The sequence below is a fragment of the Leisingera sp. ABM4_101 genome, from assembly GCF_056158725.1.
In genome coordinates, this window is sequence record NZ_JBSWTV010000003.1 from 67,982 (window position 1) to 82,324 (window position 14,343).

11 protein-coding genes are annotated in these 14,343 nt (G+C 65.3%); 6 read left to right on the forward strand and 5 right to left on the reverse strand.

What is annotated here, in order from left to right; all coding sequences use genetic code 11:
• Positions 1-71: 71 nt before the first annotated feature.
• Positions 72-2,612: an AMP-binding protein gene (locus ACXAEK_RS22210; RefSeq protein ID WP_475045450.1), complete on the forward strand. Its 2,541-nt coding sequence runs from the start codon at positions 72-74 to the stop codon at positions 2,610-2,612.
• On the opposite strand, the gene ACXAEK_RS22215 is transcribed toward ACXAEK_RS22210, so the two are convergent.
• From ACXAEK_RS22215 to ACXAEK_RS22225, 3 genes are all read right to left on the reverse strand, one after another.
• Positions 2,609-3,817, reverse strand: a complete 1,209-nt coding sequence (locus ACXAEK_RS22215; RefSeq protein ID WP_475045451.1) for a pyridoxal phosphate-dependent aminotransferase — start codon at positions 3,815-3,817, stop codon at positions 2,609-2,611. The genes ACXAEK_RS22210 and ACXAEK_RS22215 overlap by 4 nt on opposite strands.
• Before the next feature lie 113 nt (positions 3,818-3,930).
• Positions 3,931-4,818 carry a LysR substrate-binding domain-containing protein gene (locus tag ACXAEK_RS22220; protein ID WP_475045453.1) on the reverse strand — a complete coding sequence of 296 codons (888 nt, stop codon included), beginning with the start codon at positions 4,816-4,818 and terminating at the stop codon, positions 3,931-3,933.
• Between the two features lies 1 nt (position 4,819).
• Entirely contained in the window at positions 4,820-5,710 is an 891-nt protein-coding gene (locus ACXAEK_RS22225; protein ID WP_475045454.1) for a LysR substrate-binding domain-containing protein, read from the reverse strand.
• Positions 5,711-5,861: 151 nt separating this feature from the next.
• Here ACXAEK_RS22225 and amaB point away from each other — a divergent pair, with 151 nt between their 5' ends.
• Together amaB and ACXAEK_RS22235 are read left to right on the forward strand one after the other, a co-directional pair.
• Positions 5,862-7,364 (forward strand): L-piperidine-6-carboxylate dehydrogenase, encoded by a 1,503-nt coding sequence (amaB, locus tag ACXAEK_RS22230; RefSeq protein WP_475045456.1) that lies wholly within the window; start codon positions 5,862-5,864, stop codon positions 7,362-7,364.
• On the forward strand, positions 7,354-8,625 hold the full coding sequence (locus tag ACXAEK_RS22235) for an NAD(P)/FAD-dependent oxidoreductase (protein WP_475045457.1): 1,272 nt from the start codon (positions 7,354-7,356) through the stop codon (positions 8,623-8,625). The genes amaB and ACXAEK_RS22235 overlap by 11 nt, the downstream gene beginning before the upstream one ends.
• A gap of 32 nt (positions 8,626-8,657) precedes the next feature.
• Here the strand turns inward: ACXAEK_RS22235 and ACXAEK_RS22240 are convergent, their stop codons facing one another.
• Positions 8,658-9,743 carry a zinc ABC transporter substrate-binding protein gene (locus ACXAEK_RS22240; protein ID WP_475045458.1) on the reverse strand — a complete coding sequence of 362 codons (1,086 nt, stop codon included), beginning with the start codon at positions 9,741-9,743 and terminating at the stop codon, positions 8,658-8,660.
• 102 nt (positions 9,744-9,845) lie between these two features.
• On the opposite strand from ACXAEK_RS22240, the gene ACXAEK_RS22245 reads away from it, so the two are divergent.
• The 3 genes from ACXAEK_RS22245 to ACXAEK_RS22255 are packed head-to-tail and all read left to right on the forward strand — an operon-like array spanning position 9,846 to position 11,874.
• Positions 9,846-10,328 carry a Fur family transcriptional regulator gene (locus tag ACXAEK_RS22245; protein ID WP_475045459.1) on the forward strand — a complete coding sequence of 161 codons (483 nt, stop codon included), beginning with the start codon at positions 9,846-9,848 and terminating at the stop codon, positions 10,326-10,328.
• Positions 10,325-11,080, forward strand: coding sequence for an ATP-binding cassette domain-containing protein (locus tag ACXAEK_RS22250; RefSeq protein ID WP_475045461.1), 756 nt, complete (start codon positions 10,325-10,327; stop codon positions 11,078-11,080). The genes ACXAEK_RS22245 and ACXAEK_RS22250 overlap by 4 nt, the downstream gene beginning before the upstream one ends.
• Positions 11,077-11,874, forward strand: a complete 798-nt coding sequence (locus ACXAEK_RS22255) for a metal ABC transporter permease (RefSeq protein ID WP_475045462.1) — start codon at positions 11,077-11,079, stop codon at positions 11,872-11,874. Before ACXAEK_RS22250 ends, ACXAEK_RS22255 begins: the two co-directional genes overlap by 4 nt.
• A gap of 183 nt (positions 11,875-12,057) precedes the next feature.
• On the opposite strand, the gene ACXAEK_RS22260 is transcribed toward ACXAEK_RS22255, so the two are convergent.
• Positions 12,058-14,340, reverse strand: coding sequence for a response regulator (locus ACXAEK_RS22260; RefSeq protein ID WP_475045463.1), 2,283 nt, complete (start codon positions 14,338-14,340; stop codon positions 12,058-12,060).
• Between the last annotated feature and the right edge of the window lie 3 nt (positions 14,341-14,343).

Here is a 14,343-nt window from a genome sequence, read left to right on the forward strand (position 1 = left end):
AGAATACCGCCCATCAAATAATTGACAAAATTAGTAGCTTATTATACCCGCCGCGCTCAAAGGAGTTGCGGATGTTCTACGACCTGGCAAATTTGCGTGCATACGGGGACCGGACCTGCCTGATCGCGGCAGACGGGACCAAGACAACCTATGCGCAGCTGGCCAGCGGTGCCGCACAGTTCAGCACGTTGCTGCCGCAGGACCGGCGGCTGATTGCAATTGAAGCCGCGGCAAGCCCCGAAACCATTGGCGCATACCTCGGAGCCCTTGCGGCCGGACATGCGGTCATGCCGCTGCCGGCAGGAGACGCGGCAACTGCGGCAATGCTCGAAGAGCGCTTCCGCCCTGCCGCCAGTTTCCGCTGCCGCGGCAGCACCTGGGAGCTGATGGCACACACCCATGAGGCGGCAGAGGTTCATCCGGACCTCGCCTTGCTGCTGCAAACCTCCGGCAGCACCGGCCACGGCCGCGGCGTGCGCCTGTCCGCCAAAGCCCTGGACAGCAACGCCCGCGCCATTGCGGAATATCTGGAGATACAGCCCCGCGACCGCGCCGCGCTGATCCTGCCGCTGCACTATTCCTATGGCCTGTCTGTTCTGCATTCGCATCTCGCCGCCGGCGCCAGCCTCTGGCTTGCTCCCGGCTCGGTGCTGGACGCAGGCTTTGCCGATGCGCTCGAGGCCTCCGGCGCCACCAGCCTGGCTGGCGTGCCGCATCACTTCCGGCTGCTGGACAGCGCAAGCCTGTCCCATGCGCTGCCGGAAACCATCAAAGCCCTCACCGTTGCAGGCGGTGCGATGGAAATGGAACAGGTCCGCACATGGGCCGCGCGGATGCAGGCCCGGGCCGGGCGGTTCTTTGTCATGTACGGCCAGACCGAGGCAACCGCCCGGATCAGCTACCTGCCGCCTGAACAGGCTTTGGACCACCCCGGCGCCGCTGGCCGCGCCATCCCCGGCGGCCAATTAATGCTGCGCGACGCGGGCGGCAGGGAAATCACCGCGCCCGAGGGCGAGGGTGAGCTGGTCTACCAGGGCCCGAATGTGATGATGGGCTATGCCGAAAGCCACGCCGATCTTGCTAAGGGCGCGGAACTTTCCGAACTCGCCACCGGCGATCTGGCCCGGCGCGATGCAAACGGGCTTTACCATATCACCGGGCGGCTGTCGCGGATGTCAAAGATCGCAGGCCTGCGCATCGGCCATGACGCCATTGAGCGCGCCCTGGCCGCCCAGGGGCATGAGGCGGCGGTCTGGGGCGACGACAGCCGCATCTGCATCGCCATCTGCGGACCGCAGGACGGTATCGCCGCGCTGGCCGCCAAGCTCACCGGTGTCGGCCAGCAGCATTTCATCGTGTTCCCGCGCAAATCCCTGCCGCGGCGGGCCAATGGCAAGACCGACTATCCGGCGCTTAAGGCGCAATCTGCCAAACCCGCGCGCGCCAAAGGCGTGCTGGCTGCTTACCAGGCCGCCTTTGCGCCACAAACCATTGGCCGCAATGACAGTTTTGCCTCGCTGGGCGGCGACTCGCTGCGCCATGTCGAACTGTCCCTGGCCCTGGACGAGGCGCTCGGCGGCGCCCCTGCGGGCTGGGAAACCATGCCCGTCAGACAGCTGGAGCAAGCCGCCCCGTCCCCCTCGGCCAGCCTGCCCTTTGACCTGGCGGCCCGGGTGATCGCGATCCTGGCAGTCGTGGTGGCGCATCAGACTTTCTGGCCGGTCTTCGGCGGCGCCGCGGCGATGGTGATCCTGATGGGAATGAGCGTCGCAGGCTTCCGCTGGGAGGCGCTGAAATCCGGGGATATGCGCAGCTTCTTCAAACCCGTGGCGGCGGTGCTGATCCCCTATTACCTGATCCTGGCGGGCTATGCCGTGGCCTGGGAACAGGTGCCTTGGGTCTCACTCTTCTTGGTCGGCAACTTTGCCGTGACGACGCCTGAAACCCACCTGATGCTACCCTATCTCTATTGGTTCATCGAGGCTTACCTGCAGATGACCCTGCTGGTGGCGCTGCCCTTTGCCCTGCCGCCGGTGCGGCGCTGGCTGGCGGAACAAGGCGCCTTCCGCACAGGCCTGTGCTTTCTGGGGTTTGCCGTCGCGCTGCGCCTCGGTGTGCCGGAAATCTGGAACATCGGCGGCCGGGCGCAGTTCACCGTGCCATGGGTCTTCTACCTGTTTGTGCTTGGCTGGTGTATCACCGCCGCCAGCACATTGGGGCACAGGCTGCTGGTGCTGGCGGCCGCCTGCGTCATCATGCCAATGGCCGCCTATCTCGGCGGCAACTGGTACGGCGGCTGGATCAAATACATGTGGCTCTTGGCACTGATCGCCGGGCTGCTGTTCATCCCGCGCTTGGCGATGCCGCGCTTCGCCGTGCGGCCGCTGATGCGACTGGCGCAGGCCGCCTTCCACATCTATCTGCTGCACCGCTTCGTGCCCGAGCTGCTGATGCCACTGGCCGGCCTCGAAGGCCGCAGCCCGCTGAATGATGCGCTGGCCATCTTCGGCGGCATCGCTCTCGGCCTCGCAGCCGCTGCCCTGCAGCGCCAACTGGTGCAGGCCTGGTCCCAGGCACGGAACCGCCGCCAGCCGGCTGTGTTACAGGCCTAAGACAGCGCCGACACCGCGGCCCCAATCCGGGTCAACGCCGTGCGCAGCTCTGCCTCAGACGTTGCATAGGAAATCCGGAAATAGGGCGAAATGCCAAAGGCCCGCCCCGGCACCACCGCCACATGGTGCTGCTCAAGCAGGTAGGCGCAGAAATCCGCGTCCGTTTCCAGCAGCGCACCCTGCGGCGTGCGCTTGCCCAGCACGCCTGCGCAATTGGCAAAGGTGTAAAACGCCCCCTCCGGCACCGGGCAATCAAGACCTTCCATGCCATTCAAGGCCGCCACCACCAGATCGCGCCGCGCCTGGAAACTGGCCCGCCGCTCCGCCAGCACCTCCTGCGGCCCGTTCAGCGCTGCCGCGGCAGCGGCCTGCGACACCGACGACGGATGCGAGGTCGACTGCGACTGGACCACTTTCATCGCATCGATCAGCGCCTTCGGACCGCCCGCATAGCCCAGCCGCCAGCCGGTCATCGCATAAGCCTTGGAGACGCCGTTGACGGTCAGCACCCGGTCCTTCAGCCGCGGCTCCACCTGCGCGGGCGTGGCAAACTCAAAGCCGCCATAGGTGATATGCTCATACATGTCATCCGCCATCAGCCAGACATCCGGATGCCGCAGCAGCACCTCCAGCAGCGGCTGGTAGTCCGCCGCGCCGTAGCCCGCCCCTGCCGGGTTCGATGGCGAGTTCAGCAGCAGCCAGCGGCTGCGCGGGGTGATCGCCGCCTCCAGCTTCTCAGCGGTCAGCCGAAAGCCGGTCTCGCTGCCGCAGGGCACCAGCACCGGCTCGCCGCCCGCAATACGGATGATGTCTGAATACGACGTCCAATAGGGCGTCGGCACGATCACCTCGTCTCCCGGGTTGAGGCTGGCCATGAAGGCATCGAACAAGATTTCCTTGGCTCCGGTTCCGGCGGTGATTTCATCCAGAGCATAATCCAAGCCATTGTCGCGCTTGAACTTGGCCTGGATCGCCTTCCGCAGCCCCAGCGTGCCGCCAAGCGCAGTGTACTTGGTTTCCCCCGCCCGCATCGCGGCAGTGGCGGCCTCTTTGATGTGGTCAGGCGTGTCGAAGTCCGGCTCGCCCGCGCCCAGGATGATAACCGGCGCGCCCTGGCGTTTCATTTCGGCGGCCTTGGCGCCGATTGTCAGGATTTCCGAGACCTCAAGCGGCTCAAGACGGCTGGCGCGGCGGAAGTGGGCCATGGCAAAGGTTCCTTGCTGGTTTTTGCGCACCCAGAGTGAAGCTTCCGGTTGCGCTGGAAAACCAGCCGGTCCCGACCGCATCCATTCCAGTTAGTCATGGCTAGCGGCTCACCTCAATCCGGCCGCACCCGCAACTGCTTGCGCATCCAGGCCTCCAGCTTCTGCACCGCCTCCGGCACCGGCCCGTGCGGGCGCACCAGGAAATAGCGTTTGCGCGACTCCAGCACAGGCCCCGGGATCCGCAGCAGATCGCCGCCCGCAATCTCCCGCGCCACCATGTCATAGGGCACAATCGCCGCGCCCAGCCCCGCCGCTGCCGCCGCAATCACCATCGAGTGCTGGTCGAAATAGCGCCCGTCCTGGCGCGGGCTGCCAGCCAGCCCGGCACGCTCGAACCACTCCGCCCAGGACCCCGCCCGGCTGTCCAGATGCAGCAGCGGCGCCTGCGCCAGGTTGGCGGCCAACTCCAGCTGATGCGCGGCATAAAACCCCGGCGCGCAGACCGGCACCATTTCCTCGCCGAACAGCGGTGCCATATGGGTGCCGGGCCAGTTATCCAGACCGTAATGCACCGCCAGGTCGAAGTTTTCCCGCGCAAAATCAAACGGCTCCAGCCGGGTGGAGAAGCTCAGTTCCACCTCCGGGTGGCGCTGAAAGAAATCCGGCAGCCGCGGGATCAGCCACAGGTTGGCAAAGGCCGGCAGCACCGCCACCCGCAAAGCCGAGCGCCCGGCCCCGGCCGCCGCCGCCTTCTGCAAGGTCGCGCGTAAGCCCGCCAGGTCCAATTCCAGATCCGCCGCCAGCCCCTGCCCCGCAGGTGTCAGCACCACGCCGCGCCCGGCCCGCTGGAACAGGTCGAACCCCAGGTCCGCCTCCAGCTCCTTCACCTTCTTGCTGACCGCGCTTTGCGTCAGCCCCAGCTCCTCGCCGGCCGCGGTGAAACTCTGATGCCGCGCGGCGCTTTCAAAACAGCGCAGATGGGTCAGGCTTGGCAGGCGCATTTCAATTCTCCTCCAACTGCGACAGAAGCCACTCGCGGAACTTGATCAGCGGATAGTCCTCCGCCTGATCTGCAGGCCAGACCAGGAAATACTCCCCCAGGCTCACCGCAGCCCCCTCCATCGCCAGCGCCAGCCGCCCCTGGGCAATCTCGTTCTCCGCCAGGAAGTCCGGCAGCAAGGCCACCCCCAGCCCATGCACTGCTGCCTGCGTCATCGCTGAGGACTGGTCAAACAGCATGCCCTTCAGCTTCTGGGCCGGCACTTCATGCATCTGAAACCACTGTTCCCAACTGTCCGGATGGGTCTCCAGATGCAACAGCGGGTAACTAAGCAGCTCCGCCGGAGAGGCCACCGGCCCCTCCATCAGCCCCGGCGCACAGACCGGCAGCACATGTTTCGGCATCAGCGGCAGATACTCCACCCCCGGCCAGTCCCGGGTGCCGTAATGGATCGCCGCCTGCGCTGTGCCCGCATCAAAGCTGAACGGCAGATTGTGGGTGTGCAGGTTCACCGTGATGCCCGGATGCGCAGCGGCAAACTCCCGCAGCCGCGGCGCCAGCCAATGCAGGCCAAAGGACGGCAGGATCGACAGCGTGAAACTGCCCCCGTCCGGGTTCGCGCGCAGCTTGACCGAGGCCTGTGCCAGCCGCGTCAGCACCGCCCGCGCCTCCTTGGCAAAGCCTGAACCCGCAGGTGTCAGCTGCATCCGCATCTGGTCACGGGCAATCAGATCCACCCCCATCTGCTCTTCCAGCTGCTTCAGCTGGCGGCTGATGGCGCTTTGCGTCAGCGACAGATCCTCCGCCGCGGCTGAGGCACTGCCCAGCCGGTCCACAGCCTCAAGGGCCAGCAGCGAAGGGATAGAAGGGAGGAACCGGCGCGGGGCAATCATATGATGTTAACTCATGGCTTCAGGATTTAGTTTCATTAGCAATCCAGCGCCGCCGGTGCAATTTCTATATCAGACAGACGCCCCGCAGGGCATTTGCGCAAACCAGCCAAAAGTTTTGCTCATGCCCCGCCCCATGCACAAGGACGCCGACATGCTCCATTCCGACATCCTCGCCGCTGCAGGCCTGACTGAGGCCGAACTCACCGGCGGCAGCCTCTCCGTCACCACGCCGGTGGACGGCAGCGAAATCGCCCGCCTGAAAACCCACAGCACGGCGGAGGCCGAAGCGCAGATCACCGCCGCCAAGGCGGCTTTCAAATCCTGGCGCCTGATGCCCGCCCCGCGCCGCGGCGAACTGGTCCGCCTGCTGGGCGACGAGCTCCGCAAGGAAAAGGAAAACCTGGGCCGCCTCGTCACCCTGGAATGCGGCAAGATCTACCAGGAGGGGCTTGGCGAAGTGCAGGAGATGATCGACATCTGCGACTTTGCCGTAGGCCTCTCGCGGCAGCTTTACGGTCTCACTATCGCCTCGGAACGTCCCGGCCACGCCATGCGTGAGAGCTGGCACCCGATGGGCACCTGCGGCATCATCACTGCCTTCAACTTCCCCGTCGCCCCCTGGTGCTGGAACGCAGCACTTGCGCTGGTCTGCGGCGACCCGGTGATCTGGAAACCGTCGGAGAAAACCCCGCTCACCGCGCTGGCGGTGCAGAAGATCTGTGAACGCGTCATGGCCGCCTTTGGCGATGACGCGCCCGAGGGCCTAATCCAGGTGCTGATCGGCGAGCGTGATCTGGGCGAGGCGCTGACCGCCTCCAATGACGTCGCCCTCATTTCTGCCACCGGCTCGGTACCGATGGGCAAGGCGGTTGCCGCCGATATGTCAAAACGCCTTGGCCGCACCATCCTGGAGCTTGGCGGCAACAACGCGATGATCGTGGCGCCCTCCGCCGATCTGGAAATGGCCCTGCGCGCTATCGTCTTCTCCGCAGTCGGCACCGCCGGCCAGCGCTGCACCACCCTGCGCCGCCTGATCGTGCATGAAGACATCTATGACGCGCTGATCCCCCGCCTGATCAAAGCCTACGAGGGCCTGCCCATCGGCGATCCGCTGGCAGACGGCACCCTGGTCGGCCCGCTGATCGACGGCGCTGCGCTGGATGCGATGACCAGCGCGCTGGAACGCGCCAAGGCCGAAGGCGGCACCGTGCATGGCGGCGCCCAGGCGCTGGCCGACAGCCACGCAGGCGCGGCCTATGCCCACCCGGCTATCGCCGAGATGCCCAGCCAGACCGCGATCATGCACACCGAGACCTTCGCCCCGATCCTCTATGTGGTGAAATACTCCGGTCTCGACCAAGCCATTGAAATGCAGAACGAAGTGCCCCAGGGCCTCTCCTCCTGCATCTTCTCCACCGATGTGCGCGAGACCGAATATTTCCTCTCGGCAGCGGGCTCCGACTGCGGTATTGCCAATGTGAACATCGGTCCCTCCGGCGCTGAGATTGGCGGCGCTTTCGGGGGCGAAAAGGAGACGGGCGGCGGCCGTGAAAGCGGCTCGGACGCCTGGAAAGGATACATGCGCCGGCAGACCAACACCGTGAACTATTCACGCGAGCTGCCGCTTGCTCAGGGGATCAAGTTTGACATCTGATCTGGCGTCCAGCCTCTGGCACCAAACCTGCCAGGAAAACCCCGCCTTCCCGGAACTCACCGGGGAGGCCAAGGCCGACCTTGTAGTGATCGGCGGCGGCTACACCGGATGCTCCGCCGCGCTCAAGGCCGCCGAACTCGGCGCCTCCGTCCGCCTGATCGAGGCCGAGGAAACCGGCAGCGGCGGTTCGGGGCGCAATGTGGGGCTCGCCAATGCGGGCCTCTGGCTGCCGCCCGAAGACATCAACTCCGAGCTGGGCCCGGAAACCGGCAGCCGCCTTTCCCAGCTGCTGGCGGGCGCGCCGGAAGTGGTGTTTTCGCTGATCAAGAAACACGCCATCCAATGCGAGCCCGAAAACAATGGCACCCTGCACTGCGCCCACGCGCCTTCCGGCCTCAACGACCTGCAGCAACGCCACGCCCAGCTCACCGCCATCGGCGCGCCAGTGCAATTGCTGTCGCGCGAAGAAGCCATCCAGCGCACCGGCTCCCAGGCAGTGCACGGCGCTCTCTTCGACCCGCGCGCAGGCACCATCCAGCCGCTCGCCTATGTCCGCGGCCTCGCCCGCGCCGCCGCAAGCGCAGGCGCTGAGCTGCATCAGCATTCGCCCGCCACCGCCATCACCCGCGATGGCGGCACCTGGCATGTGGCCACGCCCAAGGGCAGCCTCCGCGCCAAACACCTGATCATGGCCACCAATGCCTATGCCCGCGAAATCTCCGGCTATGACGCGCCGCAGGTGATCCCGGTGCATTACTTCCAGGCCGCCACCGATCCGCTGCCCGGCCCGCTGCTCGACAAGATCCTGCCATACAAGGAAGGCTGCTGGGACACCGCGCTGGTGATGTCCTCCTGGCGCCTCGACCAAGCCGGGCGGCTGGTCATCGGCGGCATGGGCGCGCTCAACCACTTCGGCAGCGCCCTGCACCGCAGCTGGCTGTCGCGAAAGCTGGCCGCCCTCTATCCGGAGCTGAAAGACGTAAAACTGCGCAGCCACTGGCACGGCCGCATTGCCATGACCACCGAGCACCTGCCCAAGATCCTCGACCTGAATGGCGGCTATGCCTGCTTCGGCTACTCCGGCCGCGGCATCGGCCCCGGCACCCTGTTCGGCACCGCAATGGCGGAGGCGCTGCTGAGCGGCAACCAATCCTGCCTGCCGGTGCCGCCGGCACAGGACCACGCGATCCCCTTCGCGGGCCTGCGCAGCGCCTATTACGAGACCGGCGCCACCCTAACCCACCTGATCAGCGACAGATGAAAAAGGCGGGCCGCCTGGCCCGCCCGCTCTTATCAGCAGCCGGCAATCGCCGCGCCAATGTCCTGCAGCAGCGCCGGGTAGAATTGCGCCCCGGGCTGCAGCTTGGCGCCGAGCGGATCCAGCACCGCGGTACCCGCGCCGGTGCCGTCCAGCACAGTGGCGACCAGACCCGGATTGAACTGCGGCTCCGAGAACACGCAACCCACATTCAGATCCGCCACCACATCGCGAACTTCCGCAACCCGCGCCGGGCTTGGCTTGGCAGCATCGCTGATCGAAATGGCGCCGGCCGCATTCAGGCCGAAACCGCGCTCGAAGTACTGGTAAGCATCGTGGAACACGATGAACTGCTTGCCCCGGAACGGTTCCAGCTGCGCCGAGATCGCGGCCACAGTTTCCGCAATCTCCTGCTTGCCCGCCGCGGCATTGGCCCTGTAGGCAGCGGCATTGTCCGGGTCATGCTCTGCCAGTTCTTGGGCAATCACATCCAGCCAGGCCTGCGCATTGGCCGGCAGCAGCCAGGCATGCGGATCATCACCTTCATGATCATGGCCGGCATGGGCATCGGCGTGATCATCATGACCTTCGTGGTCATCATGACCGTCTTCAGCATGATGACCGTCTTCAGCATGCGCCTCGTGATCATGGTCGTCATGGTCATCATGACCTTCGGTCGCATGATCTTCGTGATCCCCATGATCCTCATGCCCACTGTGGTCATCGTGTTCACCATGGCCCTCATGATCGCCATGATCATGCGCCTCAAACCGGGCACCCTCGCGGAACGGCAGCACCGTGGTGCCCGCAGCCTCCAGCAGCTCCACCCGGTGCGCATCGCCGGCCAGCTCCTCTAGCGGGCCGTGCAGCCAAGGCGTCAGCGCCTCCCCCATCCAGAACACCACATCCGCCTGATCCAGCGCCCGCGCCTCGGAGGGGCGCATCGAATAGCCATGCGGCGACGCGCCCGGCGGCACCACCAGGGCAGGTTCCCCCACGCCCTGCATCACCCGCGCCACCAGCCCGTGCACCGGTGTGATATCCGCCGCAACCCTGGGCACCTCCGCCCAGGCTGCCCCTGTCCCCGCCAAAAGCGCTGCAACTGCCACCGCGTTCCGCATGCCATCCTCCGATGTAACTTTATAACATTCCGTGCGGGTTGATAAACGTCATAACATTACATATCAAGAGCCAATCCTGCCCACCCCCGGAGGCCTGATCCCATGGAGTCCATCGGTTTCGAACCGCATGACCACAGCAGCTGCGTTCACGACGGCATCGCCGCCGCCGAATCCCATTGCCGGGCAAACGCGCTGCAGTTCACCAAGGTGCGCCGCCGGGTGCTGGAGATCCTGCTGCAGGAACACCGTGCGCTTGGCGCCTATGACATCCTCGACCGGCTGCGCGAAGAGGGTCTCGGCTCGCAGCCGCCCGTTGCGTACCGCGCCCTGGATTTCCTGGTCAAAAACGGCCTCGCCCATAAGATCGAGCGCCTGAACGCTTTCATCGCCTGCACCCACCCGGGCGAGAGCCACGCGCCGTTCTTCCTGATCTGCCGGTCCTGCGATGCGGTTGCCGAAGCCTCCCGCGAGCCGTCGCAAGGCCAGCTCGGCCAGGCCGCCCGCGCGGCCGGCTTTGTCATCGAACGCGCCGTAATCGAGGCCGAAGGCCTCTGCCCGAAATGCCAGGGAACCCCCGCGGCATGAGCCTGATTTCCCTCGACAGCCTTTCCGTTACCTACGGCGGCAACACGGTTCTGTCCGGCGTGACCCTCAGCATCGAGGCCGGCGAGATCGTCACCGTGGTCGGCCCCAACGGCTCCGGCAAATCGACCCTCTTGCGCAGCGTGATCGGTGCGCTGAAACCCTCGGGCGGCACCGTTGCACGCACGCCCGGCCTGCGCATCGGCTATGTGCCGCAGAAACTGCACATTGACCCGACCCTGCCGCTGACCGTACGCCGCTTCCTCAGCCTGCCCGCCCGCGTTTCCGATACCCGCGCGGCAGAGGCACTGGCGCAGGCAGGCGCCGGCAATCTAGCCGCGCGCCAGATGTCCGGCCTCTCCGGCGGCCAGTTCCAGCGGGTGCTCTTGGCCCGCGCCCTGCTCAGCAAACCGCAGCTCTTGATCCTGGATGAGGCCACCCAAGGCCTCGACCAGCCCGGCTCGGCTGCCTTTTACCAGCAGATCGAGAAAGTCCGCCAGAACATCGGCTGCGCGGTGCTGATGGTCAGCCACGAGTTGCATGTGGTGATGGCGGCCTCCGACCGGGTGGTCTGTCTCAACGGCCACATCTGCTGCGAAGGCGCGCCCGAGCATGTTGCCAGCGCACCGGAATACCGCGCCCTGTTCGGCACCGGCACTCAAGGCGCCCTGGCGCTTTACCGGCATGAGCATAACCACAGCCACGATCACGGCTGCGACCATAATCACGGACACCAACACGAGGCCGCCGAATGACCCTGCTGGACGATTTCCTGATCCGCGCCGCTCTGGCGGGTATCGGCGTGGCGCTGGCCGCCGCGCCCCTGGGCTGTTTCGTGGTCTGGCGCCGGATGGCCTATTTCGGCGATGCCACCGCCCATGCCTCTATCCTCGGCGTGGCGCTGGCGCTCAGCTTTGATGTGTCGGTTTTTGCAGGTGTTCTGGCCACCGCGCTGGCAATGGCCACCACGGTCTCAGCGCTTGCCGGGCGCGGCTATGCGATGGACACGCTGCTGGGGGTGCTGGCGCATTCCTCGCTGGCTTTCGGCCTGGTTGCCGTCTCCTTCCTGCAAGGGGTGAGGATTGATCTGATGGCCTATCTGTTCGGTGACATCCTGGCGGTGAGCCGCCTCGACCTGGCGGTGATCTGGAGCGGTGCGGTGCTTGTGCTGGCGCTGTTGTGGTGGCGCTGGTCGGTGTTGCTGACCGCCACCCTGAACCCGGACCTGGCCCATGCCGCCAGCATCGATCCCCGGCGCGAGCAGATGGTGCTGACAATTGCGCTGGCACTGGTGGTGGCGGTGGCGATCAAGGTGGTTGGCGTGCTGCTGATTGCCGCCATGCTGCTGATCCCGGCCGCCGCCGCCCGCCCCTTTGCCGCCACCCCAGAGCGCATGGCCGTCATCGCCGCGCTGCTGGGCATGCTGGCTGCCACCGGAGGGCTAAAGCTCGCTTTTGTTCTGGACACACCTGCAGGCCCCAGCATTGTCTGCCTGGCCGCGGGCCTGTTTGCTGTCTCCAGCCTGGCCGGAGTGCTGCGCCGGACCTGAAAACCGGCACAGCCCGGGCACGGGCTCGACGCGGGCTGCCTTGCCTCGGAACCTCCCCGGGGCGCATCAGCACAGAAACCGCGCCGCGGCCGGCCTGCATGACACGGCAAAACCGCAAGCGGCATACGCCAACAGCAGCACGGCCGAGTTTCCGGCCGCCAGCCAGCCCTGGTCTGCTGCCAGTCAGCTGCCGGTGCGCTGCAGCCCTTCGCAGCTGGTCCATTTGCTGATCGCGCCGGTCAAGGCTTTCTTGTTGATCGGCTTGCTGAGGAAATCATCCATCCCCGCTTCCAGGCATTTTTCACGGTGGCTGTGCAGCGCGTTTGCCGTCAGCGCCACAATCGGGCATTTGCCGCCGCCGGCCTCTGCCTCGATACGGCGCATCTCGGCGGTGGCCTCAATCCCGTCCATCACCGGCATCATCATATCCATCAGCACAATATCCGGCCGTTCCGCCTGGAACTGCTGCACCGCTTCCAATCCGTTTTTGGCAATGCTGATCTTGAGCGGCGCATCCTTCAGCATTTTGGTGACAACCAGCTGGTTGGTGCGGTTATCCTCTGCCAGCAGCACCTTCACAAGCCGCTCATCCCCGGCCCTGAGGCCTTTATCCTGCCCTTCCGCAGCAGGCTGCTGCGCCGGTTTGCTCAGCACCCGGCTGATCACCTGCCGCAATTGCTCCGAACGGACCGGTTTGAGCGCAAATTCGCAGATCCCGATAGCCTCGCAATCCGCCCGGTTCAACGCATGCTCCACCGAAGACAAAACAATCAGAGGCACAGCCTCAAACCCGGGCATGGCGCGGATACGCGCCGCTAGTTCACGGCCGTCCATCGCTGGCATCTGGTAGTCTAGAATGATAAAATCGAACTTGCGGCCGTCCAGCTGCGCGTCAGACAGGATTTCCAGCCCCGCATGCGCCGAAGCCGCCAGCGTGCAGGTAACACCCCAGGCCCCCAGCCGCTCCGACAGGATCACCCGGTTCAGTTCCAGATCGTCCACCAGCAGGCCATTCAGGCCCTCGAAGCTGCGGGCGCTGCCAGCCCGGTCCGTTTCGACATGCCCGCCTGCCTTCAGCGGCAGCTCGACCGTAAAGACGGACCCCTTGCCCGGTTCGGAAACCACCCTGACCGACCCGCCCATCAGATCCAGAAGCCGCGCAGAAATCGCCAGCCCCAGGCCGGTGCCCTCAAAATTGCGGGTCGCTGCGTTGTCGGCCTGCTCAAAGGCGCGGAAAATCTGCCCGATCCGCTCCGGCTCAATGCCAGTCCCGGTATCGGTGACCTGCAGGGTCAGCTGGTGACGGCCGTCTTTTTCCTGCCCTGTCACATCGATATAGACGTAGCCCGCATTGGTGAATTTGACGGCATTGCCGGCGATATTGGTGATCACCTGGCGAATCCGGCCCGCATCCGCCTCGAAGACCTCAGGCAAGGCCGGATCGTAGCGCATGGTGATCTCCACGCCCTTTTCGGCCGCCTTGGGCGACAGCAAAGTCACCACATCCTCCACCGCCGTCTGCAGGTTAAAAGGCGCTTCGTTCAATTCGACCTTGCCCGCTTCGATCTTGGAGAAATTCAGGATGTCATTGATGATCGTCAGCAGGGCCGAGCCGGACTTGGCGATGGTTTCCGCATACATCCGCTGGTCGTCGTCCAGCCGGGTTTCCTGCAGCAGCTCCGCCATGCCAATCACCCCGTTCATCGGGGTGCGGATCTCATGGCTCATATTGGCCAGGAATTCCGACTTTGCGCGATTGGCAATATCAGCGGCCTCGCGGGCCTGCTCCAAAGCATATTCGCGTTCGTCACGCTCGGAAAAGGTCTCTTCCAGAACGCTCACCGAAAAATCCAGCGCTTGGAACTCACGCGATGCATACCAGGGCAACGGCCGCAACGGGCTTCGCAGGCCTGCGATCGCATCCGACATCCGCGTGTGAATCCGCTGCAGGGGCCGCAATGCCAGCCCATGCACCAGCAGCAGAACCAGCAGCGACAGCGCCAGCACCGGCACCACTGTCCAGATGATGATCTGGCGCACCTTGGCCGCCACCAGCGCTTCGCCGTCGCGGGTGGACCATTCCACCACCATAGTGCCAAAGGACGCCCCCTCCAGCTCAATCGGACGCTCATAGATCACGTGGCTGCCGTCCCGCACGGCACCTGGTGCTTCGGCCGAGGCCAGCAGCTTGCCAGCCGGGCTGCGGATCTGAATCGAGACAATCTGCGGCTTGCGGGTGACCGCCTCAATCAGGCCGGTCTCCAGCACCGGCACATCCTCGACGATAATCAATTCAAGCATAAGTCCGCTCAGCAGCGATACCGTCAGATCCGCTTGCTCTGCCAGCTGCTCTTCCAGCCGCTGCACCTCCTGGCGCTGCGCCAGATCCCCGACGGCAAAGCCGACGGCCGAAGCAGCCAGCAGCAGCGACAGCACGATCTGGAAAAGGATGCCTGTACGTCTCATAGT